The organism is Rhodoligotrophos sp. CJ14, from assembly GCF_038811545.1.
GTDB classification, from domain to species: Bacteria; Pseudomonadota; Alphaproteobacteria; order Rhizobiales; family Im1; genus Rhodoligotrophos; species Rhodoligotrophos ferricapiens.
On sequence record NZ_CP133319.1, the window covers coordinates 3,265,226 to 3,288,950 of the forward strand.

Annotated in this window: 23 protein-coding genes; 11 read left to right on the forward strand and 12 right to left on the reverse strand. The window is 61.9% G+C overall.

Going from position 1 to position 23,725, the window contains the following annotated elements:
* Positions 1 to 54: 54 nt before the first annotated feature.
* A complete protein-coding gene (htpX, locus tag RCF49_RS15200) occupies positions 55 to 1,011 on the reverse strand; it encodes a zinc metalloprotease HtpX (protein ID WP_342640647.1) in 957 nt (318 codons plus the stop codon).
* Positions 1,012 to 1,121: 110 nt separating this feature from the next.
* On the opposite strand from htpX, the gene RCF49_RS15205 reads away from it, so the two are divergent.
* On the forward strand, positions 1,122 to 1,325 hold the full coding sequence (locus tag RCF49_RS15205) for a DUF1674 domain-containing protein (RefSeq protein WP_342640648.1): 204 nt from the start codon (positions 1,122 to 1,124) through the stop codon (positions 1,323 to 1,325).
* Between the two features lie 108 nt (positions 1,326 to 1,433).
* On the forward strand, positions 1,434 to 3,443 hold the full coding sequence (locus RCF49_RS15210) for a diguanylate cyclase domain-containing protein (protein ID WP_342640649.1): 2,010 nt from the start codon (positions 1,434 to 1,436) through the stop codon (positions 3,441 to 3,443).
* Here RCF49_RS15210 and phaR read toward each other — a convergent pair.
* Entirely contained in the window at positions 3,433 to 4,056 is a 624-nt protein-coding gene (gene phaR / locus RCF49_RS15215) for a polyhydroxyalkanoate synthesis repressor PhaR (RefSeq protein WP_342640650.1), read from the reverse strand. The two genes, RCF49_RS15210 and phaR, sit on opposite strands and share 11 nt — an antisense overlap.
* 247 nt (positions 4,057 to 4,303) lie before the next feature.
* Between phaR and RCF49_RS15220 the strand changes: the two genes are divergently transcribed.
* Together RCF49_RS15220 and phbB are read left to right on the forward strand one after the other, a co-directional pair.
* Positions 4,304 to 5,488, forward strand: a complete 1,185-nt coding sequence (locus RCF49_RS15220) for an acetyl-CoA C-acetyltransferase (protein ID WP_342640651.1) — start codon at positions 4,304 to 4,306, stop codon at positions 5,486 to 5,488.
* Between the two features lie 110 nt (positions 5,489 to 5,598).
* Entirely contained in the window at positions 5,599 to 6,327 is a 729-nt protein-coding gene (phbB, locus tag RCF49_RS15225; RefSeq protein ID WP_342640652.1) for an acetoacetyl-CoA reductase, read from the forward strand.
* 15 nt (positions 6,328 to 6,342) lie between these two features.
* Here phbB and modC read toward each other — a convergent pair whose 3' ends face one another.
* The 3 genes from modC to modA are packed head-to-tail and all read right to left on the reverse strand — an operon-like array spanning position 6,343 to position 8,904.
* Positions 6,343 to 7,437: a molybdenum ABC transporter ATP-binding protein gene (modC, locus tag RCF49_RS15230; RefSeq protein WP_342640653.1), complete on the reverse strand. Its 1,095-nt coding sequence runs from the start codon at positions 7,435 to 7,437 to the stop codon at positions 6,343 to 6,345.
* On the reverse strand, positions 7,434 to 8,126 hold the full coding sequence (modB, locus tag RCF49_RS15235; RefSeq protein ID WP_342640654.1) for a molybdate ABC transporter permease subunit: 693 nt from the start codon (positions 8,124 to 8,126) through the stop codon (positions 7,434 to 7,436). The genes modC and modB overlap by 4 nt, the downstream gene beginning before the upstream one ends.
* A 1-nt stretch (position 8,127) precedes the next feature.
* Entirely contained in the window at positions 8,128 to 8,904 is a 777-nt protein-coding gene (gene modA / locus RCF49_RS15240; protein WP_342640655.1) for a molybdate ABC transporter substrate-binding protein, read from the reverse strand.
* 102 nt (positions 8,905 to 9,006) lie between these two features.
* Between modA and rpe the strand changes: the two genes are divergently transcribed.
* The 3 genes from rpe (at position 9,007) to purH (ending at position 13,136) form a co-directional block, all read left to right on the forward strand.
* Complete coding sequence (gene rpe, locus RCF49_RS15245) at positions 9,007 to 9,669, forward strand: ribulose-phosphate 3-epimerase (protein ID WP_342640656.1); 663 nt, start codon at positions 9,007 to 9,009, stop codon at positions 9,667 to 9,669.
* 45 nt (positions 9,670 to 9,714) lie between these two features.
* Positions 9,715 to 11,460 (forward strand): heparinase II/III family protein, encoded by a 1,746-nt coding sequence (locus tag RCF49_RS15250; protein ID WP_342640657.1) that lies wholly within the window; start codon positions 9,715 to 9,717, stop codon positions 11,458 to 11,460.
* An 86-nt stretch (positions 11,461 to 11,546) separates the two neighbouring features.
* Positions 11,547 to 13,136, forward strand: a complete 1,590-nt coding sequence (gene purH, locus RCF49_RS15255) for a bifunctional phosphoribosylaminoimidazolecarboxamide formyltransferase/IMP cyclohydrolase (protein ID WP_342640658.1) — start codon at positions 11,547 to 11,549, stop codon at positions 13,134 to 13,136.
* A gap of 5 nt (positions 13,137 to 13,141) precedes the next feature.
* On the opposite strand, the gene RCF49_RS15260 is transcribed toward purH, so the two are convergent.
* Entirely contained in the window at positions 13,142 to 13,735 is a 594-nt protein-coding gene (locus RCF49_RS15260) for a 2-hydroxychromene-2-carboxylate isomerase (protein WP_342640659.1), read from the reverse strand.
* Positions 13,736 to 13,834: 99 nt separating this feature from the next.
* Here RCF49_RS15260 and RCF49_RS15265 point away from each other — a divergent pair, with 99 nt between their 5' ends.
* Together RCF49_RS15265 and RCF49_RS15270 are read left to right on the forward strand one after the other, a co-directional pair.
* Positions 13,835 to 15,055, forward strand: coding sequence for an argininosuccinate synthase (locus RCF49_RS15265; RefSeq protein WP_342640660.1), 1,221 nt, complete (start codon positions 13,835 to 13,837; stop codon positions 15,053 to 15,055).
* 20 nt (positions 15,056 to 15,075) lie between these two features.
* The gene (locus RCF49_RS15270) at positions 15,076 to 16,293 is read left to right on the forward strand and encodes an SLC13 family permease (protein ID WP_342640661.1); all 1,218 of its coding nucleotides are present in this window, start codon (positions 15,076 to 15,078) and stop codon (positions 16,291 to 16,293) included.
* Here RCF49_RS15270 and RCF49_RS15275 read toward each other — a convergent pair whose 3' ends face one another.
* Together RCF49_RS15275 and RCF49_RS15280 are read right to left on the reverse strand one after the other, a co-directional pair.
* Positions 16,294 to 17,514, reverse strand: coding sequence for a multidrug effflux MFS transporter (locus RCF49_RS15275; protein WP_342640662.1), 1,221 nt, complete (start codon positions 17,512 to 17,514; stop codon positions 16,294 to 16,296).
* Positions 17,511 to 17,963: a MarR family winged helix-turn-helix transcriptional regulator gene (locus RCF49_RS15280; protein ID WP_342640663.1), complete on the reverse strand. Its 453-nt coding sequence runs from the start codon at positions 17,961 to 17,963 to the stop codon at positions 17,511 to 17,513. The genes RCF49_RS15275 and RCF49_RS15280 overlap by 4 nt, the downstream gene beginning before the upstream one ends.
* Positions 17,964 to 18,172: 209 nt before the next feature.
* Here RCF49_RS15280 and RCF49_RS15285 point away from each other — a divergent pair, with 209 nt between their 5' ends.
* Complete coding sequence (locus tag RCF49_RS15285; RefSeq protein ID WP_342640664.1) at positions 18,173 to 18,442, forward strand: sulfurtransferase TusA family protein; 270 nt, start codon at positions 18,173 to 18,175, stop codon at positions 18,440 to 18,442.
* 15 nt (positions 18,443 to 18,457) lie between these two features.
* On the opposite strand, the gene RCF49_RS15290 is transcribed toward RCF49_RS15285, so the two are convergent.
* The 3 genes from RCF49_RS15290 to RCF49_RS15300 form a co-directional block, all read right to left on the reverse strand.
* Positions 18,458 to 19,615 (reverse strand): CobW family GTP-binding protein, encoded by a 1,158-nt coding sequence (locus RCF49_RS15290; protein WP_342640665.1) that lies wholly within the window; start codon positions 19,613 to 19,615, stop codon positions 18,458 to 18,460.
* Entirely contained in the window at positions 19,599 to 20,879 is a 1,281-nt protein-coding gene (locus RCF49_RS15295; protein WP_342640666.1) for a D-alanyl-D-alanine carboxypeptidase family protein, read from the reverse strand. Before RCF49_RS15295 ends, RCF49_RS15290 begins: the two co-directional genes overlap by 17 nt.
* A gap of 112 nt (positions 20,880 to 20,991) precedes the next feature.
* Positions 20,992 to 22,101, reverse strand: a complete 1,110-nt coding sequence (locus RCF49_RS15300; protein ID WP_342640667.1) for an NAD(P)/FAD-dependent oxidoreductase — start codon at positions 22,099 to 22,101, stop codon at positions 20,992 to 20,994.
* A gap of 128 nt (positions 22,102 to 22,229) precedes the next feature.
* Between RCF49_RS15300 and speB the strand changes: the two genes are divergently transcribed.
* The gene (speB, locus tag RCF49_RS15305) at positions 22,230 to 23,186 is read left to right on the forward strand and encodes an agmatinase (protein ID WP_342640668.1); all 957 of its coding nucleotides are present in this window, start codon (positions 22,230 to 22,232) and stop codon (positions 23,184 to 23,186) included.
* On the opposite strand, the gene RCF49_RS15310 is transcribed toward speB, so the two are convergent.
* A complete protein-coding gene (locus RCF49_RS15310; RefSeq protein WP_342640669.1) occupies positions 23,170 to 23,724 on the reverse strand; it encodes a gamma-glutamylcyclotransferase in 555 nt (184 codons plus the stop codon). The genes speB and RCF49_RS15310 overlap by 17 nt on opposite strands.
* Position 23,725 lies beyond the last annotated feature (1 nt).

Here is a 23,725-nt window from a genome sequence, read left to right on the forward strand (position 1 = left end):
GTCCGAGTTCAACGGATGCTTCGAGCCGCCACGCGATCAGGGTCGTGGGCTCGCTCAGCCCCAAGGGCCTTGCCGCCGCCCTCCGCTGCCCCATGGGCCGGTGCTCCACGAACCTGTTGCAGGTTCGGGAGTGGCGGGTTCCGCCGTGAAGCTGCTGGTGCGCCCACCCATCTGTGCGGCCAGCTCGCGAAGTGCCGCAATCCGGTTCTCGGTATTGGGGTGGGTTGAGAAGAGATTGTCCATCCGGGCGCCTGAGAGCGGGTTGATGATGAATATATGTGCGGTCGCCGGATGCGTCTCCGCCTCCATATTGGGAATGCGATGCGCCGCGCTCGAAATCTTGGCGAGCGCGGATGCCAGCCACATCGGCTGACCACAGATCTCGGCGCCCGCCCGGTCAGCCGCATATTCCCGCGTCCGGCTGATGGCCAACTGCACCACCATGGCGGCCAGCGGCGCCACGATCATCATGACCAGCGTTCCAACGACGCCGAACGGATTGTCGCGATCGCGGCTGCCACCGAAGAACATCGCGAAATTGGCGAGCATAGAGATGGCGCCCGCAAACGTCGCCGTGATCGTCATGATCAGAGTGTCGTGATTGCGGATATGAGCAAGCTCATGGGCCATGACCCCGGCGATTTCCTCGCGCGACAGCGTCTGCAGCAAGCCGGTTGAGGCGGCGACCGCCGCATTCTGCGGATTGCGTCCGGTGGCGAAGGCATTCGGCTGTGGATTGTCGATGACATAGACCCTGGGCATCGGCAGCCCGGCCCGCTGGGCGAGCTCGCGCACGATGCCGTAATATTCCGGAGCGGTGCGCTCATCCACTTCCTGCGCCCCGTACATCCGCAGGACCATCTTGTCCGAATTCCAGTAAGAGAACAGGTTCATGCCCAGCGCCATGACGAAGGCGATGAGCATGCCGTTCTGGCCGCCGATCACGGCACCGACGCCCATGAAGAGCGCGGTCATGCCGGCAAGCAGGATGGCGGTCTTGAGGTAGTTCATGGTACTGACGAAACCTCGTTGACAGTCCTTCGGCCCACGCGGCTTGAGGCCGCGGGTCGGTGCCCGTATATGTTGGTTGTCCCGGCACAAACAGCAAGCGGATGCAACTCATGAGCGATGAACCGGATGCCACTGGCCCTCGCGGCGATCTTCCCCCGGCCGCTCTTCGCGCGCTTGCGGAGGCTGCGGAGCGCCGCGCCCAGGCTGAGCGGCGACCACAGCCCAAGCGTCCCAAAGAATTGAACGGTCCCCAGGGCCCTGAGCCGACACGCTATGGCGACTGGGAGTCCAAGGGAATCGCTAGCGATTTTTAACCATAGCGACGCACTGGCGATGATTTCGTAAGCTAATAGTCCTATTCCTGCACCCATCAGGGCCGTGCAAAAGCGGCTGGCTGTCAGTCTGCCGGGGGGAGCGAGGCAGTGGCGGAATTCGGGGATACCTCAGAAGAGCCGGGCGGCCGGCCCGTCGATATCTTTGATATGGACGAGGCTGGCAGCGACACTCCATGGACGTCGAGCCTTGCCCGCAGCGGCTATCTCGAGCTCGCCACGATGGCAGCGGGCTATGCCGCCTATCACTGGGACGTCCCCAATGATGTTCTGAGCTGGAGCGCCAATGCCGCTGCCATTCTCGGCGTGGAGGAGCGCTGGCTGGCCAGCAATCTCGCTTATGCGAGCCTCATGGCTCAGGATGGCGCCACGAGCCGGTATGATGCCGTCCACTTGTCGTCCGACCCGGATGACGGTGCCGGCGTTCCATTCAGGACCGAGTATCGGCTGCGGCAAACGGCCGGTGGTTCGCGGCTCATCTGGGTTGAGGACTCCGGCAGGTGGTTTGCCGGTCTCGATGGACGGCCCGCCCATGTCTTCGGCGTCGTGCGTTTGGTTGATGAGCGCCGCCGCCAGGAGGAGCGCCTGCGCTATCTGAGCTCACATGATTCCTTGACCGGGCTGATGAACCGGGAGTTGATTGTCGAAAAGCTGAGCGCCGCCCTGGGGCGTGCGAAGAGCTCGGCCGAAACCAGCGCCCTGCTGATGTTGTCGGTCGACAATCTGCAGGCGATCAACGAGATTTTCGGCTCGGATGTCGCCGACAATGTCATCCGCAAGGTTGGTCGGCTCATTGCCAGGGTGATGCGCTCGGGCGACCATCTCGGCCGCTATGCAGGCAACAAGCTCGCCCTGGTGCTCAGGAATTGCGCCGACGAAGAGATGCGCATCGCCAGCCAGCGATTTCTTGATGCCGTTCGGGATACGGTGATCTCCACCCCCTACGGCCCCGTCTGGGCGACGGTTTCGATTGGCGGTGTGAGCCTGCATGCGGGGATCGAAACCGCCAAGCAGGCGCTAACGAGCGCCGAGCACGCCCTCTCTCGCGCACGCGGGCTTGCATCCGGGCGCTTCTTTGCCAGCGATGTTCAGGACAAGTGGCCCAGCGTACATCGCCAGAATCTGGACCAGGCCGCTATCGTGCTGCGGGCGCTTCAGGAAAACCAGATCATCCTCGCCTGCGAGCCCATCCTGCGGCCGGGCGACGGATCGGTGGTGATGCACGATGTGGTGCCGCATATTCCAGCCGGTGTCGTGCCCTTTGGATCGTCCCCGCTGGAGCTGATCGGCATCTGCCGCAAGCTGGGACTGATCAGTCTGGTTGAAGTCGATGTGCTGCGTGGAGCCCTGGCGATGGCCAGCGCAGACCCCGAGCTGTCATTGAGCGCGACATTCTCGCTGGCAACCATAGAGATGCCCCGTGCTCGCGCACAGATTATCGATGCGCTCCAGGAGGCGGGTGATGCGGCGGAACGACTGGTCATTGATGTGCCCATCTCCGCCATGGTGGTCAATCCGGCGATCGTGCGCGCCTTCCTGGAAGATGTTCAACGGCGCAAGGCAAGGGTGGCCTTGAGCGATTTCGGCCTCGACGGGCTTCCATTGAGCCAGATGGATGAGACCCTTGGCTCATTCGTCAGGCTGGATGGCCAGCTCCTTCGTGAAGCCAGTCGGTCGCGGATGACACGGGCGCGCCTCAAGACAGCCATGGAAATCGCCCGCAGCTTCAATGCGGAAATTATTGGTCTCGATCTGGACAAAGACGCCGACGCGCAGTTGATCGCCGACTACGGCATCGATCTGATTTGCGCGCGGATGACATCTGAGCCGGCAACTGGGGTGCCTTTAGCCGCGGGGTCGGCAGTGGAAGAGCCGCAGCCAATAGCAGACCTCGCGCCGCTTCGCCGGGAGGTGTCATCGCTGAAAGCCGCTCTCGCCGAGCTCAACAGTCGCCTGGCGGCACGTGCCGCCCTTAACGATCGCGCAAGATCTGAAGAGCCAGCGGCTGCTCTATCCAACACCCAGGCTCCGACCGGCAATTCGTCCGGTGGCCCGCGCGAGCCTCAAAGCCAGCCGGGAAGTCCTCTGCCTACCGCTTGAGCTTTGCAAGCGCATCGATCTGGCGCTGCATTGCACTCAACTGCTCCTTGAGCAGGCGCATTTCCTCACTCGCTGCGTCCGCCGTCTCGGGTTTGCGCTGGTCGGGAGCCTTCTGCTCGTTTTCGGCCGCAGGCTGCGCGCCCGACAGCACGGCGAAAGGATTGAACATCGACAATGCCTTCTCGAACATCGTGATGTTGTGGCGGGTCTGTTCCTCGATCATTTTGAAGGGATCCCCGCCGAGCGCCTGCGCGAACTGCTTGCGGAAATTCTCCTGTTCCCTGGAGAGCGCCTCGATGCTGAACTCCAGGTAGCGCGGTACCAGCGATTGCATATTGTCGCCATAGTACCGGATGAGCTGACGCAAGAACCGGATTGGCAAGAGGTTCTGCTCGCCCTTGTTCTCCTCCTCGAAGATGATCTGCGTGAGCACCGAGCGGGTGATATCCTCGCCGGTCTTGGCGTCATACACCGCGAAATCGAGGCCCTGCTTCACCATTCCAGCCAAGTCATCGAGCGTCACATAGGAGCTGGTGGCGGTATTGTAGAGCCTCCTGTTCGCGTATTTCTTTATCGTTATCGGCTTTCCGTCAGGCCTTGCGTCCTGGTCCACGAGGCACAATCCTTCTTTACCGTGGGATGCGTGGGCGCGCTCCCGGTTTCGCCGTAAAGCAACCGCCATATATTTTCGCAGGGCACAATGCCGTTGTGCAAGGCCAATCGAAGATATCGTTGATGGTCACTCGGTTAGCTTGCATTCGCGCTTCCGTTGCCGCAATGGGTGAGTAGGTAGGCTCGGGTGGAAGCACATGGGGCACGGCCGGTGAGAGCATATCGGCGCATGTCAAGAGGAGGTTCGGATGACGGAAAAAGACCACGTGGTGATCGTGTCGGCACAGCGTACACCGGTTGGCGCCTTCAATGGTGCTTTCGCATCAGTGCCGGCTCATGAGCTTGGCGCTGTGGCGATCCGCGCTGCCTTGGAGAAGGCGGGCGTTGCGGCTGACGAGGTCGATGAGGTCATCATGGGCCAGGTTTTAACCGCCGCGGCAGGCCAGAACCCGGCCCGCCAGGCCGCTATGGCCGCTGGTGTGCCGAAGGAAGCGACCGCCTGGGTGGTCAATCAGGTCTGCGGCTCGGGCTTGCGGTCGGTCGCCTTGGGCTTGCAGCAGATCGTGACGGGAGATGCCGGGATCATCGTCGCCGGTGGCCAGGAGAGCATGTCGCTCAGTCCGCACGCCGCTCATCTCCGCACCGCACACAAGATGGGCGACTATCAGATGATCGACACGATGATCAAGGATGGTCTGTGGGATGCATTTCACGGCTATCACATGGGCAACACTGCCGAAAATGTCGCAAATCAGTGGCAGATTACCCGCGAGATGCAGGATGAGTTTGCTGTTCGCTCTCAAAACAAGGCGGAGGATGCCCAGAAGAGCGGGCGGTTCAAGGACGAGATCGCGCCGGTGACGATCAAGGAGCGCAAGGGCGACCGAGTGGTATCCGAGGACGAATATATTCGCCACGGCGCGAATCTTGAGACCATGCAAAAGCTGCGGCCGGCCTTCGTCAAGGATGGCACCGTGACCGCCGGCAACGCCTCGGGCATCAATGATGGCGCGGTGGCGCTCGTTCTGATGAGTGCGAACGAGGCCGAGCGGCGTGGGCTTGAGCCTCTTGCGCGAATCGCGTCCTGGGCCACTGCGGGCGTTGATCCCCAGGTTATGGGCTCCGGCCCGATCCCCGCTTCCCGCAAGGCCTTGGCGAAGGCCGGCTGGAAGCCATCCGATCTCGATCGGATCGAGGCGAACGAGGCGTTTGCCGCCCAAGCCTGCGCGGTGAACAAGGACATGGGCTGGGATACGGATCGTGTGAATGTCAATGGCGGGTCTATCGCCATCGGGCACCCGATCGGCGCCTCCGGCGCGCGGATCCTCACAACGCTCTTGCACGAAATGAAACGCTCGGATGCAAAGCGCGGCTTGGCCACTCTCTGCATCGGTGGCGGTATGGGGATCGCAATGTGTGTTGAACGAGACTAGCCAGATCTGCGTTCATCGCAGACGGCTGATTGGCGTGAGCCATGCCCGGAACATGACGAAGCAGCAGGCCGGGCATGCCTCGCGGGACCTTGGGGTAGGGAGATTGGTCTATGGGACGAGTGGCGATCGTGACGGGCGGAACCCGTGGCATCGGTGCGTGTATCTCGAGTGCATTGCACAAGGAGGGGTATGCCGTCGCTGCCGTTTATGCCGGCAATGATGAAACGGCCAAGGCATTCAACAAGGAAACCGGCATCCGCGTCTATAAATGGAATGTCGGCGACCCCGAGGCTTGCGCCGAGGGCATTTGCGAGGTCGAGGCCGATCTCGGCCCTGTTTGCACGCTGGTGAACAATGCCGGCATCACCCGCGACAGCATGCTGCACAAGATGAGCTATCAGCAATGGTCGGAGGTGCTGCGCGTCAACCTCGATTCCATGTTCAACATGACCCGGCCGCTCATCGAGCCCATGCGTGAGCGAAACTTTGGCCGGATCATCAATATCTCTTCCATCAATGGCCAGAAGGGTCAGATGGGCCAGGCGAACTATTCAGCGGCCAAGGCCGGCGTCATCGGGTTCACCAAGGCACTGGCGCAGGAAACGGCTCGCAAGGGCATCACGGTAAACTGCATCTGCCCCGGTTATATCGATACCGAGATGGTTGCAGCCGTACCACCCAAGGTGCTGGAGAATATTGTGGCCTCGATCCCGGTCGGCCGGCTCGGCACGGGGCACGAGGTGGCCGAGATGGTCTGCTTCCTCGCACGCGAATCCGCCGCCTTCACCACCGGGGCGGTCATCGCCGTCAATGGCGGCCAGTACATCGCAAACGGATGAGCCCGCGATCCATTGCTAAAGGCGAGCTGAAGCCGCCCGGTCGACGGTTACTGTCTTGAAAATGGCATAGGCTCTTTGCCCTGGCTCGAGCGCGAGCCTTGCACAGGAATAGGCGGTAATGCGCGCCGTCAGCCGCGTGCCGCCGCAATCGAGAGTAACCTCGACCTCTTCATTATGCGCCCGCAACGCCACGATGGTTGCGGGCAGCACATTGTTGGCGCTGATGTCGCCATCCACCGCTGTGCGGGACAGCAGGACGTCGCGCGCCGGAATGCGAATGCGAACCTCTTCGCCAGGCGCTTTCTCAACCCGCGGAACCGTGATCACACCGCCAGTGAAGCCAAGCCGGGTGAGACCGAACCGGGGCAGATGCTCCAGCACCTGGGCCGCGATCACTGCACCGGCATCGCTGAGGCCCGCCAGCAACTGGATGCGGCTATCGGCCAGAACGTCGTAGATACTGCCAAAGCCGGTGACCTTGCCCTGGTCGAACACGGCGATCGTGTCTGCAAGCCTGGTCACCTCATCAAGGGAATGGGTGACATAGACCACGGGTTGCAGCATGCGGTCGCGCAGTCGTTCGAGATAGCGAAGGATCTCCTCCCGCCGGGCGGCGTCAAGCGCCGTCAACGGCTCATCCATCAGCAGCAGGCTTGGTGCGGTGAGCAGCGCTCGGCCGATCGCAACCCGCTGCTTTTCACCACCCGACAGCTTGCCAGGGCGACGATCAAGCAGGGCGCCGAGTGCCAGGAGTTCGATCACTTCCTTTATCGCTGTCTCATCGAGCGGCCGGCCGGCGCGTTTCCAGCCGAACAACAGGTTTCGCTCGACCGAGAGATGCGGGAAAAGCCGTGCATCCTGGAAAACATAGCCGATCCGCCGTTCGCGGGCCGGAACGGCGATATGCCGCTCACGATCGAATACTGTTTGGCCGTTGATGATGATCCGGCCCCGTTCGGGCCTCATCAATCCTGCAATGGCGTTCAAGGTCGTGGTCTTGCCAGAACCTGAGGGGCCGAACAGGGCAGTGACCCCGACCTCGGGCGCCTCGAAACGGGCCTCGAGCCTGAACGCGCCCAGCCCATGGCTGATATCGACCAGAAGCGTCATCCCGAAAGATAGCGCCTGAGCTTGCGGGCAGCCAGTTCCGACAGGAATAGGCCGGCGAGAGCCAGACAGATCGAGAGTGCGGCGAGCCGGGCCGCCGCAGCCTCACCGCCAGGGCTCTGGATCGCGGTATAGATGGCAAGTGGAATGGTCCGGGTCTCGCCGGGAATGTTCGAGACGAAGGTGATGATCGCGCCGAACTCACCGAGGCTTGCGGCAAAGGCCGTGATGGCCCCGGCGATGATCCCTGGCAAGGCAAGCGGCAGTGTGATTGAGAACAGACGATCCAGGGGTCCGGAGCCCAAGGTCTCCGCTGCGGTCTCAAGCCCCGAATCAATTGTCTCCAGCGCCAGCCTTATGGCGCGCACCTGGAACGGGAAGGTGACGATGCCGGCAGCCAGTGCGGCGCCTGTCCAGCTGAAAATGAAGCGAATGCCGAAACTGTCGAGCAGCCATGCTCCGAGCGGTGCTTTCGTGCCGAGCGTGACCAGCAGGAGATAGCCCATCACCACCGGCGGCAGGATAAGCGGCAGATGCAGAATGCCATCGACGATGGTCTTGCCCGGAAATTCGCACCGCGCCAGCAGATAGGCCGCTGCAATCGCCAGCGGCAGCGCAAAGCCGACCGCAACCAAGGAGATCTTGAGGCTGAGGAGGAGGGCTTCGGTTTCCGCGGGCGTTAACAAGTCCATGTCAGTTCACGCTGAACCCGAACTCTTTGTAGATCGTGAGGGCGTCTGGTCCCGTGATGAAGGCGAACGCCTTCTTTACCTCGGGCGTGTCCTGGCCTTTCACAATGGCAAAGGGATAGGTGATGGCACTTGAGGCTTCCGCAGGAAACCTGCCGATAATTTTCACCTTAACCGACTGCTGGGCATCTGTGCCATAGACGATGCCGAGCGGCGCCTCTCCTCGTTCCACCAAGGCCAGCGCCGCACGCACATTGTCGCCCCTGGCGAGCTTCGCCTCCACCGAAGTCCAAAGCCCCAGCCTTGTCAGCGCTTCCTTCGCATAAATTCCGGCGGGCACATGTTCGGGATCACCGACCGAGAGCCGGCCATCTCCACCAAGCAGGCCAGCAATATCGAGCGCAGTCGAGATCGCGACCGGTCCCTGATCACTCGCCGTCGGCGCGATCAGCACCAGCTCGTTGCCAATTGGGCTCACCCGCGTCGTTTGAGCGACCAAACCCCGTTCCGTCACATAGTCCATCCACTTTTCGTCTGCGGAAATGAAGATTTGGGCCGGCGCCCCCGCCTCGATCTGCCGGGCGAGCGTGGAAGAGGATGCAAAGGAAAACCGTAAAGCGCCACCACTCTTTGCCGCATAGGCCCGGCCAAGCGCTTCCAGGGCGTCGGTCAGGCTCGCGGCTGCGAAAATCGTCACCTCCTGCGCTCTTGCAGGGGAGCCGGCCGCACCGCCAACGAGGCTGCAGGCAGCAAGAATGGCAATGATGAGGCCCCGGATCATGTCTGCTCCTGTCAGATTTCCGCAATATTCATTCGGATATAGCGGGACCGTCAATGGCGGAGTTGCTTGCTGCACCACGGCGGTGCTGATATCAGCGACGATATGAACAAACGACAGATCAAGGTCTCGCCATCCATCCTTGCCGCCCGGTTCGACCGGCTGGGCGAGGAGGTGCGCGCGGTCGACGCCGCCGGCGCCGATTACATCCATCTCGATGTGATGGACGGCCATTTCGTGCCGAACATCTCTTTTGGCCCCAGCGTTATCAAATCGTTAAGATCCTGTTCGGATAAGATATTCGACGTGCATCTGATGATTGCGCCGGTCGATCCCTTCATCGGGGCATTCGCCGATGCCGGAGCGAATATCATTACCGCCCATGTCGAGGCGGGCCCACACACGCACCGCACGATCCAGGCGATCAAGCATGCGGGCTGCAAGGCGGGTCTGGCCCTCAACCCGGGTACGCCGGCGGAGGCGATCGAGCCTCTCATCGACGATCTCGACCTGGTGCTGGTGATGACGGTCAATCCGGGCTTCGGCGGACAATCTTTCATTGAAAGCGTGCTGCGCAAGGTTACGCGGGTGCGTGAGATGATCGACCGCAGCGGGCGGGATATTGATCTGGAAGTCGATGGCGGTATCAATCCGAGTACAGCAGCGCGCTGTGTGGCGGCCGGCGCCAATGTCCTGGTTGCAGGCACGGCGATCTTCGGAGGCGACCCAAGCCATTATGCCGCCGAGATCGACGCGCTGCGCGGCTGATCAAACTGAGCTCATTGCGCTCACAGTCGTGGAGGCCAGACAATAATGGCCGCCGCGACGGGATCTTCTGCTGCCGCAGAGCTGTTCGATGCCCTGGCGCGTCGTACTGCCCACGGTTTCGTCGATCGTGCCGCAGGCCTGATTCCGAGGCTTTCTTTCAAGGCCACTACGCTCAACCACCCGCCGCGTCCCCTGATTCGCGGCAATCCCGATTTCGCTGCCGCGGTCTATCGTGGCCAGTTCAGTCTCGCCGGCCATGTGATCAATGCCGGCAGCCACGTGATTTTCGATGTAAGCCCGGTACCCGCGAGCTTCGCCGGCGAACTCCACGGCTTTGCCTGGCTCAAGCATCTTGAGGCGGCGGGCACGGAGCTCGCGCGCATCCAGGCCCGCGCCCTGATCTGCGACTGGATTGAGAGCCGGCGCTACAAGGCACCAGTGGCCAGGGAACTCGCGGTTGCCGCTCGCAGGCTCATGTCCTGGATCCTGCATGGGACCTTTGTCCTCTACAATTCGGATCAGGCATTCGCACGGAAGTTCTTCAGCAGCCTCAACCGGCAAGCCGGCTACCTCGCGAGATCTCTCAACTTCGCACCTCTGAACCGCGGCCGGCTCGATGCGGCGATCGCGCTCGGCTATGCCGCAACCTCACTTGGCGGCATAGAAAAGCTGCGGGTGGAGCTGCTTGATCGCCTAGCCGAGGAACTGCAAGAGCAGATCCTTCCTGATGGTGGGCATATTTCGCGCAATCCCGCAGCAACGGTGGAACTGCTGCTCGATTTGCTGCCTTTGCGCGAAACATTGCATGCGCGCAAGCTCTACACGCCCCAGCCTCTGGATGCCGCTGTCGAGCGTATGCTGCCTTTCCTGCGCTTTCTGCTGCATGGAGATGACGGCATCGCCACCTTCAACGGGGTCAACGACCACATGCCGGGTGCGGTACGCGCCGTGATCGATGCCGATGACGTTCGCGGCAAGCCGATCACCCTCGCCAGGCATACCGGGTATGCCCGCTTGGCCTTTGGCCGCAGCACAGTGCTGGTGGATGTGGGCCGGCCCCCGGCCGTGGGGCTCAATCCGGCCATGCAATCCGGCCCGCTGGCCTTCGAGTTCAGCGATGGCGCCCACCGCATCGTTGTGAATTGCGGCACCTCAAAGACGGGCAATGCGGCCTGGATGGCAGCCTCCCGCCGCACGGCAGCCCACTCCACGGTCTGCATGGGCGAGCGCTCGGCGAGCCTCATTCTGGATAACCGGCTCACGGAACGGGTATTCGGTGGCCCGGTTCTATTGGGGCCCCAGACTGTCTATGGCGAGCTCACCAGTCACGAGACCGGCGCGGTGCTCGAGGCCTATCACAATGGCTATCTCTCGCAATTCGGCTACCTGCACGAGCGTCGGCTGTTTCTGGCCAAGCACGGCGCGGATCTGCGGGGGGAGGACCGCTTCCTTGCGGCACCTGATGGCCGCATGACGGCGCCGGATACGCCCTTTGCCATTCGCTTTCACCTGCATCCCTCAGTCAAGGTGATGACCGCCCGTGATGGTTTGAGCGTCAGCCTCGTGTTGCCGAACCGTGTCGGCTGGAAATTCTCGGCCCGCGGCGCCTCCCTTGAGGTTCAGGATAGTGTCTATCTGCCCGGGCTCGCCACGCCGCGTCGCACCCAGCAGATCGTCTTGACCGGACGTGTCGGTCTCAACCGCACGGTGAAATGGGCCTTCAAACGCATTGACAAGCCGGCCACCACGAGCCATCGAGATCCGGGACCGGAACTGCCCTTGGGCATGTGAAATGATGACGCGAAGATCCACGGCCGGCCGAGGTTCCTTCCTGGCCTAAGAAGTGCTATCGGGCACATCTCAGTTGGAGTTCCGCCATGCCCGATATCGTTCCTGTTCGCCGCGCCCTCATTTCCGTTTCCGACAAGACCGGATTGCTGGACCTTGCCCGCCGTCTTGACGCGCTTGGTATCGCGCTGATCTCGACCGGGGGCACCGCGCGCACCCTCAAGGACGCTGGCCTTCCAGTTGAGGACGTCTCCAGCGTGACCGGCTTTCCCGAGATCATGGACGGCCGGGTCAAGACCTTGCACCCAAAGATCCATGGCGGGCTTCTCGCCATTCGCGGCAATGCCGAACATGAGGAGGCCCGCCGCGCCAATGGCATCGAGACGATCGACCTGCTCGTGGTCAATCTCTATCCCTTTGAAGAGACCATCGCGCGGGGTGCTGGCTTCGATGAGACCATAGAGAATATCGATATCGGCGGCCCCGCCATGATCCGCGCGGCAGCCAAGAACCACGACCATGTGGCCGTTGTGGTGGATCCCGCCGATTTTGAGGCTTTGCTGCAGGAGCTGGCCACTCATGGCGGTGCCAGCCCCCTGGCATTTCGCCGGCGGATGGCCGCGAAGGCCTTTGCGCGCACCGCCGCCTATGATGCGGCGATCAGCAACTGGTTCGCGAGCGAGCTGACCGATCCCGATACGGTCTATCGCGCCTTTGGCGGCAAGCGCGTCCAGCCATTGCGTTATGGTGAGAACCCTCACCAGTCTGCCGCCTTTTACAAGACCGGCGAGCAGCGTTTTGGCGTTGCCTCCGCGCGCCAGGTCCAGGGCAAGGAGCTCTCCTACAACAACATCAACGACACGGATGCTGCCTATGAATGCGTGGCCGAGTTCGATCCGCAGGAGACAGCGGCGGTCGTCATCGTCAAACACGCAAACCCTTGTGGCGTTGCCATCGGCTCGAGCCTTGTTGAGGCCTATCGCAAGGCGCTGCGCTGTGATCCGGTCAGCGCCTTTGGCGGCATCGTGGCGCTCAACCGGCCGATCGATGCGGAAGTCGCCGAAGAGATCAGCAAGCTGTTCACAGAGGTGATAATCGCCCCGGACGCGGATGACGAGGCGCTTGCCCTCTTTGCGGCCAAGAAGAACCTTCGCGTGCTTCTGGCGGGTGGCCTGCCTGATCCGCGCGCGCCGGGCCAGCTCGTCAAATCCGTGAGCGGCGGTCTGCTCGTCCAGAGCCGCGATAATGGCTATGTCGACCCGGCTGCCCTCAAGGTTGCGACCAAGCGTGCTCCCACCGCTCAGGAGCTTGCGGATCTGCGTTTTGCCTTCGCCGTGTGCAAGCATGTGAAGTCGAACGCCATCGTCTATGCCAAGGACGGATCAACCGTCGGTATCGGCGCTGGGCAGATGAGCCGGGTTGATTCAGCGAGGATTGCCGCGCGCAAGGCGGCTGATGCGGCCCAGGCGGCAGGCCTGTCCGAACCGCTGACTCACGGCTCGGTCGTGGCGTCGGACGCGTTCTTTCCTTTTGCCGATGGCCTGATGGCGGCCGTAGAGGCCGGCGCAACCGCGGTGATCCAGCCTGGCGGGTCAATGCGGGACGATGAGGTGATTGCCGCGGCTGACGAAGCAGGTCTCGCTATGGTTCTGACCGGGATCCGCCATTTCCGGCACTGACATGCTCAGCCTTTTCGGCGCAGGCGCTCGCCCCAGGCGATCGCGCGATCGAGCCGGTCGTGTCCCCAGAAGACCTCGCCATCTTCCAGCACGAAGGAGGGCGCACCGAACAGGCCGAGGCGCTGAGCTTCGGCCGTTTCCGCCTTCAGCTTCTGCTTGATCTCCTCGCTGGTCGCCTCCTGCAGGACAGACTGCGGCTCGAGGCCGATCTCCGTCAAAAGATGCGCGACGACATTTTCATCCGAGATAGATCCTCCCTCTCCGAATTCATGGTCGAACACGTTGCGGCTGAACACATCCCGTTGAAGTGATACCGGTGTGGTCAGGGCCACCCTTGCCACCAGCAGGCTGTTCTGGGGGAAGGGATCGGGCGCGCGATAGCTGAGCCCATAGTCTCTGCACAGCCGCTCCATATCGCGCTGCATGTACTGCATCTTCGCGTCAGGCTGCCGGCTGCCCAACTCCTTGGCCAGGCCACCCATGAAGAAGGGCCGCCACCGCACCGTGAGCCCGGCATCCTCGGCCAGCTCGCCAATTCGGACGGCCGCGATATAGGAATAGGGCGAGGCAAAGTCGTACCAGAAATCGATGCTAGCCATGTCTATCCTTCGCGCGATTCGCTGCGGCTGATATTGCCCATTATCCTGTGCCGCTCTATAAGCGGCGGCAACTTCTTTCCCCCGCATAAGAGGGCAGGCATGTCGGACGTCAAGAAGGTGGTGCTCGCCTATTCAGGCGGGCTGGACACTTCGATCATCCTCAAATGGCTCCAGACCACTTATGGCTGCGAGGTGGTGCCATTCACCGCCGATCTCGGCCAAGGCGAAGAGCTGGAACCGGCCCGTAAAAAGGCAGAGCTGCTGGGCTGCAAAGAGATCTTCGTTGAAGACCTCCGCGAGGAATTCGTCCGCGACTTCGTCTTCCCGATGTTCCGGGCCAATGCGCTCTATGAGGGCATCTACCTTCTCGGCACGTCCATCGCGCGGCCATTGATTGCCAAGCGGCAGATCGAGATCGCACGCCAGACCGGTGCTGATGCGGTTTGTCACGGCGCGACCGGCAAGGGCAACGACCAGGTCCGTTTCGAGCTTTCCTACTATGCGCTCGACCCCAACATTAAGGTCATTGCGCCCTGGCGGGAATGGAGCTTCAAGAGCCGGTCCGACCTCATTGATTTCGCCGAGAAGCACCAGATCCCGGTGCCAAAGGACAAGCGCGGCGAAGCACCCTTCTCGGTGGATGCAAACCTTCTGCACTCCTCATCCGAAGGCAAGGTGCTGGAGGATCCGTGGAGCGAGCCTCCGGAATATGTCTTCCAGCGCACCGTCTCGCCGGAAGATGCGCCGGACCTTGCCACCACCGTCGAAATCGGCTTCGAGCGGGGCGATGCCGTCTCCATCGACGGCCAGCGGCTTTCACCGGCTGAGCTGCTCACCAAGCTGAATGAGATGGGCAAGGCCAATGGCATTGGCCGCCTTGACATGGTCGAGAACCGCTTCGTCGGCATGAAATCCCGCGGCATCTATGAGACGCCGGGCGGCACGATCCTTCACGCGGCCCATCGGGCCATCGAGTCGATCACGCTCGACCGTGGCGCGGCGCACCTGAAGGACGAGCTGATGCCGCGCTATGCGGAGCTCATCTATTACGGCTTCTGGTTCTCCCCCGAGCGCGAGATGCTCCAGGCCCTGATCGATAAGAGCCAGGAGCATGTGGAGGGTGTCGTTCGCCTCAAGCTCTATAAGGGCAATGTCATCGTCACTGGCCGTCAGAGCGATAAGTCTCTCTATTCGGAGACATTGGTGACATTCGAGGATGATGCCGGCGCGTATGATCAGAAGGACGCCCAGGGCTTTATCAAGCTGAATGCCCTGCGGCTGCGCACCCTGGCCTCACGCAACCGCCGGTCGGGAGCGTAAGCGCCGCGGGCTAGGCTCCCATGTCGGGGCTCATTGTTGCGGTCTTCTGCCTCACCTATGTCGGCATGGCGCTCGGGCGCGTGCCTGGCCTCGCTGTCGACCGCACCGGCATCGCGCTGATCGGAATAACCATTCTGATCGCGTCCGGCGCCACGAGCCTGTCCAGCGCTGCCGACGCGATCGATCTGTCGACGATCATCCTGCTTTTCGCCCTAATGATCCTGTCGGCGCAGTTCCAGGGCTCGGGCTTTTACGACCTCTGCGCCCGCGCCGTTACCAACAGCGCGCATGATCCGGCGAAGCTTCTCGCAATATTGGTGGCGGTGACGGGCATCCTCTCTGCGCTGCTTACCAATGACGTGGTGGTCTTTGCCCTCACCCCACTGGTCTGCCAAGGGCTTGCAGCACGTGGTCTCGATCCCCGTCCTTATCTCATCGCACTTGCGGGAGCGGCGAATGCAGGCTCAGCGGCAACGCTCATCGGCAACCCTCAGAACATTCTGATCGGTCAGGTCGGCGCGATCGACTTCTGGCACTTTGCTGCCTTTTGTACGCCCATTGCCGTGATGAGCTTAGCCATCGTTTACGCTGTGGTGCGGCTGACCTGGTCTGCGGCCCTGGCCAAGACACCTCAAGCAGTTGAGGTACAGGCGCCCATCCGCACGGACCGGTACCAGATCGGCAAAGGCCTCGCCGGGCTCCTTCTGCTCATCGCCCTCTTTGCAACGCCGATCCCTCGGGAGATCAGCGCGCTCGCCATTGCCGGGATCATGCTGCTGTCGCGCCATCTGTCCAGCCGCGCCATGCTGCAATCGGTGGACTGGCCGCTCTTGATCCTGTTCATCTGTCTCTTCGGCATCACCGAAGCCTTCGCCTCAACCCGGCTCGCCGATACCGCGCTGAGCTGGATGTCGCAGCAGGGCATGGCGCTTGATCAGCTCCATGTGCTGGCGCCTCTGTCCCTCGTTCTGTCCAACACCATCGGCAATGTTCCCGCGGTCATCTTGCTGACGACCGTGCTGCCGGACCTCAGCCAGCCCACGCTCATCGCGCTTTCCATCTTGTCGACATTGGCGGGCAACCTTCTGCTGACGGGCTCGATCGCCAATATCATCGTCGCCGAGCGGGCATCCCTGCTCGGGGTTCGGCTTGGATTTGCTGATTTTGCCCGTTCAGGCATAGTGATGACAGCGGCGAGCTTTCTCATCGCGCTGGGCTGGCTTCACCTGTTGAGCTGATCACTCTGCAGGCGCCACGCCGGACGCCGTACCCGGTTTTCGCCCGCTCTTGCCGCCCGAAGCATAGATGAGCGCCGTCGCAAGTCCCATGAGCGGAAGCAGGGTGGCAAGGGCGGTCAGCGGCTCGGCGAACAGCGCGGAAACGAGAGTGCCCGCGAAGCCTGCGCCGATCTGCAGGAATCCCATGAGTGCGGAGGCGGAACCCGCAACCTTCGGAAACGGCGCCAGGGCATCGGTCGTTATGGCCGGCAGAACGAAGGCCAACCCAAAGGCCCAAATACCAACCGGAAGCATCACCGACAGAAAGCTTGGCTCGATGACGCGCAGCACCACTGCCATGGTCAGGCCCGATATAAGGATGGCGGCGAGCCCGAATGGGACCACCTTGCGGGCGTCCCTGTGCTTGAGAATCCGGCTCACGATCAAGGATCCCAACAGGAATGAGCCTGACTGCAGCAGCATGCCCATACCGAACTGCGTTGGTGTGAGGCCGACCTGGTCCACCAGCACGAAAGGCAGAATGGCGGCCATGGTGTAAAGCCCACCGACGGAAAGCGCCATCACCAGCGTTGGCCTGACGAACCGGCTGTCAAAAAGCAGGATTGAATAGTTTCTCAGTATGGTCCGCGGTTGGAGCTTCGACGGGTCCCGTTGCGGGAGAGTTTCCGGCAGCGCGAAAGTGACCAGCGCGGCGAGTCCACAGCCATAGATCACCATGGCGATGAAGATCGAATGCCAGCCGAACGAGGTGAGTAGGAGACCGCCCAGCGTTGGCGAAAGCGCCGGGCCGAGGGTCAGCGTAATGCCGATGGCGTTCATGATCTGCGCAGAGGCTTGACCGGTGAACTGATCACGCACCATTGCGCGCGAGAGGGCGACCCCTGCCGCGGCCCCGATCCCCTGCAGCACCCGCCCCACCAGCAACCAGTCGACCGTGGGCGTCACAGCGCAAATCAGGCTGCCAAGGATGTAGATCACAAAGAATGCAAGAGTGGTGGGGCGCCGTCCGAAGGCATCGGACACCGGTCCGCTGATCAGTTGGGCGAGCGAAAAACCTGCGAAATAGACGGTCAGGGTCAGTTTGATCGTGGCCGGATCCGTCTGGAAAGTGCGGACCAGCGTTGGCATGGCCGGCGTATAGAGCGCCATGCTGATCGAGCCCATGGCAACCAGCAGCCCACCGATGATGGCGGTGCGCATCGGAGACATGACGGGCGTCATGCTTGTGGCTCCCGGTCATCGGTCATCAGATTGCTGCGCATGAGCTTGAGGGCTTGCCGAAGCTGCTCGATCGCCTCCGGTGCCATCCCCTGCGTCGCGGAGCAGCGGGTTGCCGCAGCGATTTCCATGACCCGTTCGATGATGGGGCCAGCATTCGGCGTGACCCGAATCAGCTTGGCGCGGCGGTCGTCCGGATCCGGCAACCGCTCCACCAGGCCTCTCGCCTCCAGCTTGTCGAGGAAGCCCACCAGCGTCATCGGCTCGATGCTCATGAGTTCCGCAAGGCTCGTCTGCCGCAAGCCCTCGAAAGTCGCGGCATAGGCGAGAGTACGTGCCTCGCCCGAGGTGAGGCCAAGGCCCGCGCGTTCGAACGCCTGGTCCGTGCGCCGACGCATGAGTCGGGCAACCTCGAAAATGAGAAAGCCGATATTCTCGGTGGGCGGGCGCATTATATCGGGATAATATAATAAGGTTGGCGAAGCATATAGTCCGCCACATGTGATTATAAGCCGTTAATCCTGCCTGCGACATTCAGCATCGGCTTGGGGAATTGATCCTGCCGTGCCTGTCTGTGGCAGAATGCTCAGTGCCCGATAATGTCATTGAAGCCCGTGTTCGAGCGTTTTCGAGCAATGTGGGTCCCGGTTCGCGTGGTCAAATGCGACACAGCAATAACTTTGAGCGGTTCCGCGATGCGGAGAAAAGCGAAGGCGTTCTAGACGTCCGCAATATGCAATGTCCTTGGCCGGTCCTGAAAGCCCGTAAGCGGCTGATGAGCTTGCCGGTAGGGTCGGTCTTACGGGTGGAAGCCACTGACCCGATGTCGCGCATCGACATTCCGCATTTCTGTGCTGAAGCGGGGCACGAGCTTCTCGACGTCAAGAGCGAGGACGGCATCTACACGTTCGTGATCCGCAAGGCCGGCTGATTATAGGGGCAGGACTTACGAGAGCGGTCTGTCCGAACCGAGCGATAACGTCTTGTCGATTAACGCCGCGCCTGATCCGGTCAGCTGATCGGTGAACGCGCCGAGAAGCGCCTCGACCCTTTGCTTTTCGATGTCGCGCGTGATGAACACGAGCCGCGTCGATTGGTCTTCGCCCGGCCAGCGCTCCAGCCGGACTGGCGGATGCACCAGCCCCTGCACCCCATGGATCACCAGGGGTCGGCCAGGGTCCTCCTGCAGCTTCACAATACCCTTCATCCGCAGCAGATCCTGGCCATATTGCGCGTTCAGAAGCTCCAGAAACAGGCTGAACGACAGCTCGGCGATGCCCTCCTTGGTGGTGATGCAATAGGCCCGGATCCGGTCGTCATGCCGGTTGATGTCGTGGCTGGCTTCGTCGTGAGCATGATCATGCTCGTGACTATGCTCATGCGCATGATCGCTATAGGCCTCTTCCGCGAGCCACCGCGCCACATCCACACTCTTGCTGGACGCATTGTACAAACCAGCATCGAGCAATGTTGCCGGAGAGATCTCACCCTTGGCAGCATTCAAGATTGGCGCTGCCGGATTGAGCGCTGCGAGCCGGGTCCGGAGCGAGGTGATCGCGTCATCATCGGCAATATCCGTCTTCGTCAGCACCAGACGGTCGGCCATGGCTGCCTGCTTGACAGCTTCCCCATGGGCATCGAGGCTAGCCGAGCCATTCACGGCATCGATAACCGCGATGACACTGTCGAGCCTCAGCCGCCGAACCAGGATCGGATGGCTCATCAGCACATGCAGCACCGGTGCAGGATCGGCCAAGCCTGTGGTCTCGATCATGATCCTGTCGAAGGCCATGATCTGTCCATCGTCTCGCCGCTCCAGCAAGTCGACCAACGTATCGACCAGTTCGCCGCGAATGGTGCAGCAGAGGCACCCGCTTGACATCTCGATGATGTTGTCGCTGCTCTCTTCGACCAGGAGGTGATCGAGCCCAATCTCGCCGAATTCGTTGATGATCACCGCGGTCCGGTTCATCTCGGCATTGGCCAGCAGCCGATTGAGCAATGTGGTCTTTCCCGCCCCCAGAAACCCGGTCAGCACTGAAACGGGGAGCACGTCGATCTGGCGCCGCGTCGAGTTTCGAGAATGATCACTCGTCACTGTCATTGCCCTGGGCCGGCTCGCGACCAGGGGCGCTGGCGGCCTCTACCTTCGCGCCAGCGGCCTTGCGCTGAGCGATCTCCTCTTGGTTCTCCTGCGCCATCCGCGCGAAATTATCCGGCGTCATGACTTGGCAGGGCGCCTCATTCGACTGGAGATAGCTGCAGATGGCCTGGCTTTGAGTATCACTCAGATCATCGACCATCACCAGATAATCGCCCTTGAACGGCATTTTCACCACGACTCCACGCCCGCCATAGAACACATAGCGCGTGCCCAGCAGCCATTTGTTCATCATGTCATAGGCGACATCCGGCGCGCCGAACCGGCCGAGAGCCACGCCCCAGCCCTGCAGGTCCTCCGGCTTGGTGATTTCATATGAGGGCTTCCAATTGCACACGAGAGGTGTGAGGTCGCTTGGCAAGGTTGCCCGCGCGAGCGCACCCGGTTTGAGGCCGTAGACGGTGCGATCGCCAACCGGCGCGCTGAACCCCTGCTCCAGTAGTGACTGTGCAATCGCCGTGCGGCTGCCGCCGCTCTTTGCGCCAAGCACCACCGCGACCAGCCGCCGCCCGTCCACCGTGGCGCTACCGATGAGATTGTACCCGGAGCTGCAGATATAGCCCGTCTTCATGCCATCCGCGCCCTTCATCTGCCGGAGCAAGCTGTTCCGGTTGGCGAGCTGGCGGTTGCCGACGCTGACGGCGGGATCGGAGAAATAGTGCTGATACTCAGGGAAATCGCGGATGATATTATTGACCAATATGCCGAGATCGCGGGCAGTGGTGACCTGGCGGATATCCGGCAATCCATGCGGGTTGGCGTAATAGGTGCCCGTCATCCCGATCTGCCGGGCGGTTTCATTCATCAACTGGATAAACCGGGGGAATGAGCCCCCCACATTCTCGGCAATGGCAACGGCGAAGTCATTGGCCGAACGGACCAGCATTCCCTCCAGGGCAAGATCGAGCTTCAGCGTGCTGCCGGGCTTCAGGCCGATCTTGCTGGGCGGCTGCACGCTCGCGCGCTCGGAATAGACGATGTCGCTATCCAGCGAGAAGCGCCCGGCTTTGATGGCGAGAAACGTCACATAGGCCGTCATCAGCTTGGTTAGGGAGGCGGGATGCCACGGCTCGCTCTCGTTCTCGCCGGCAATGACGCGCCCCGAGACGGCCTCGAACACCAATGTCGGCCCCGCGAGCGCTGCCCCGGTCTGCCAGACCATGGCAAGAATGAGGAGGGCGATGACCGCTGGACGATGAAGTCGCAAACGATGCCTCAAATGTTCTGGATCAGGCTGCATCAATTGCATTCTGGTATCATTCCCAGCCCCGCACGATCAATCACCCTTCGCCCATGGGCCGGATGAAGGGCATACCATCTCAACGAAAACGGCCGGGATTGAGGCTTGCGATCACGGTCTGTTCATCATCGCTGCCGGGCCTTTCGCCAAGCACCAACCCAGCTGCCAGGCGTGAGGCAGCAGGTGAGGTCTGAATTCCATATCCCCCTTGGCCGGCGAGCCAGAAGAATCCTTCAGCCGACGGGTCGAAGCCGATCACCGGCGTTCGATCCCGAGCGAAGGTCCGAAGACCGGCCCAGCTTCGTTCGATACGGTTGACGGTAATGGTCACCGCTTGCTCGAATCTGTCGAGACCTTCGGCGAGCACCATGTCATCGGGATAGGCGTCGTGAGGCTCGACCGGATCCTCCTCGGCGGGCGAGACATAGAGCGTGCCCGCTTCCGCCTTGCAATACCAGAGCTCGCGCGCAGGGCCGAACAACGGCCAGCCGGTCACGTCATAGCCCTCTGGTGCCGGCAAGACCGCCATGCTGCGGCGGCAGGGGGTCAGTCCGATCGGGGTAAGCCCGGCCATGGCGGCAACCTTGTCTGCCCACGCGCCGGCGGCATTGACCACAATGTCGGCGGACACCGTGCCGGCGGGGCTTTCGATCAGCCAGCGGCCATTCTCGTGCTTGAGGCTGCTCACCCGCGCATCACAGAGGAGTGTCCCGCCACGCTTGCGCATCAATCGAATCCAGCCTTGATGCAGCGCGTTCACATCGATGTCAGACGCATCCTCGATCGCCGCCCGGCGCACCTTCTCAGGCCGGAGGATTGGCACCATGGCCAGCGCCTCCTTGGGCGAGATCTCGGTGAGGAGCGGGCTTCCTTCCACATGTTGCGAAAAGAGGTCATCATCGCTGCCATCGGAGAGCATCAGTTCACCGCGCGGTGACAGCAGCGGTGTTTCCGTGACCTCTGCCGGCGGATTCCGGTAGAAGGCCTCGCTCCTCGCCGTGAGCTGTCGGATCGTCGCGTTTCCGTAATGCTTGAGATAGATCGCAGCGGATCGGCCGGTCGAGTGATAGCCGGGGCGCTCTTCCGCCTCCAGGACGATGACGCTGCGCGAGCGCGCCAATTCGGCGCCGATTCCGATGCCTGCGATCCCCGCGCCGATGACTGCGATATCCACCTTATGGTCGACCATTGTCGGATTCGAACCTCTTGCCAGCGCGGAAATCAGCTCCGCCCCTTGCCATCAGAAACAGGAGGCGCTTTCAGTGTCTAGTACAGGATCCATTTGCAGGCGCTTAACTCAATGAAAGGCCAGCTCCGATGACCCGCGTCTTCAACCAACCCTTGAGCGGCAACGACATGCCCCGTTTCGGCGGAATAGCGACCATGATGCGGTTGCCGTATGTCGAAAGCGCGGCAGGTCTTGATGCTTGCTTCGTCGGTATTCCCCTCGATATCGGCACGAGCAACCGCTCCGGCACCCGCTTTGGACCGCGGCAGATCCGCACCGAGTCGGTTATGCTCCGACCTTATAACATGGCAACGCGCGCCGCGCCGTTCGATTCACTCCAGGTGGCCGATATCGGCGATGTGCCCACCAACCCGTACGATCTCAAGGATTCCGTGCGGATCATTGAGGAATTCTATACGAGCAGGATCCTGGCCCATGGGGCTCGGCCGCTAACCTTGGGCGGTGACCACACGCTTGTGTTTCCTGTCCTCAAGGCCATGGCAAAGAAATACGGCCCCGTTGGCCTCATCCATGTGGATGCGCACGCGGATATCAACGACACCATGTTCGGCGAGAAGATTGCCCATGGCACGCCATTCCGCCGGGCCGTGGAAGATGAGGCCATCGATCCCAAGCGGGTGGTTCAGATCGGTTTGCGCGGCACGGGCTATGAAGCGGAAGATTTCGACTGGCCGCGGTCACAAGGGTTCCGTGTGGTCCAGGCGGAAGAATGCTGGCACAAGTCGCTGACGCCGCTCATGGAGGAGGTCCGCGCCCAGCTCGGCGATGGGCCGGTCTATCTGAGTTTCGATATCGACAGCCTCGATCCCGCTTACGCGCCCGGCACAGGGACACCGGAAATCGGTGGCCTGACGGTTCCGCAAGGCATCGAGATCATTCGCGGCTGCCGCGGGCTCAATCTCGTGGGGTGCGATTTGGTTGAGGTATCGCCCCCCTATGACACCACGGGAAACACGGCGATCACCGGCGCGAACCTGTTATTTGAGATGCTGTGCGTGCTGCCCGGCGTCACTTACCGGGTGTGAGCACCGCCTCCTGACCATCCAGGGCGGCCATGACCGCCTCGAGCTCGGGATCATGGATGCCGAGCTCGCGCAAATGCAACACCGTCGAGCGGACATATTCCGAGCACTGGCCTGAAATGCCGCAGCCCTGCAGGATCAGCGGCACCTGCTGTTCAACGGTGAGCCTGCCGGCATATTGCCGGTGCCGTCGATCGATGAGGAAGACGAGCGCATCGGCGGCACCACTGCCATTTCTGTCCGTAAAGGAAACTTTACGAACGGCCTCGCGATAGACATCGGTGACCTGTTCGCGGGCACGCAGATAGGTGACGACTTCGCTCCAGCGTTCCGGCGCGACCCGGAACGCGGTGCCACGGCAGGAGCCGCCCTGGTCCAATCCAAGCACCAGCCCTGGCCTCTCGGGTGTTCCGCGATGGACATGGGAGAACACGCAAAGCGAACGATGCGCGCCGCGCAGCAGCGCCGGTCGCTGCTCCTCAAACGCGAACCCTGGTCGCCACATGAGCGATCCGTAGCCAAAAACCCAGAAGTCCTGCATG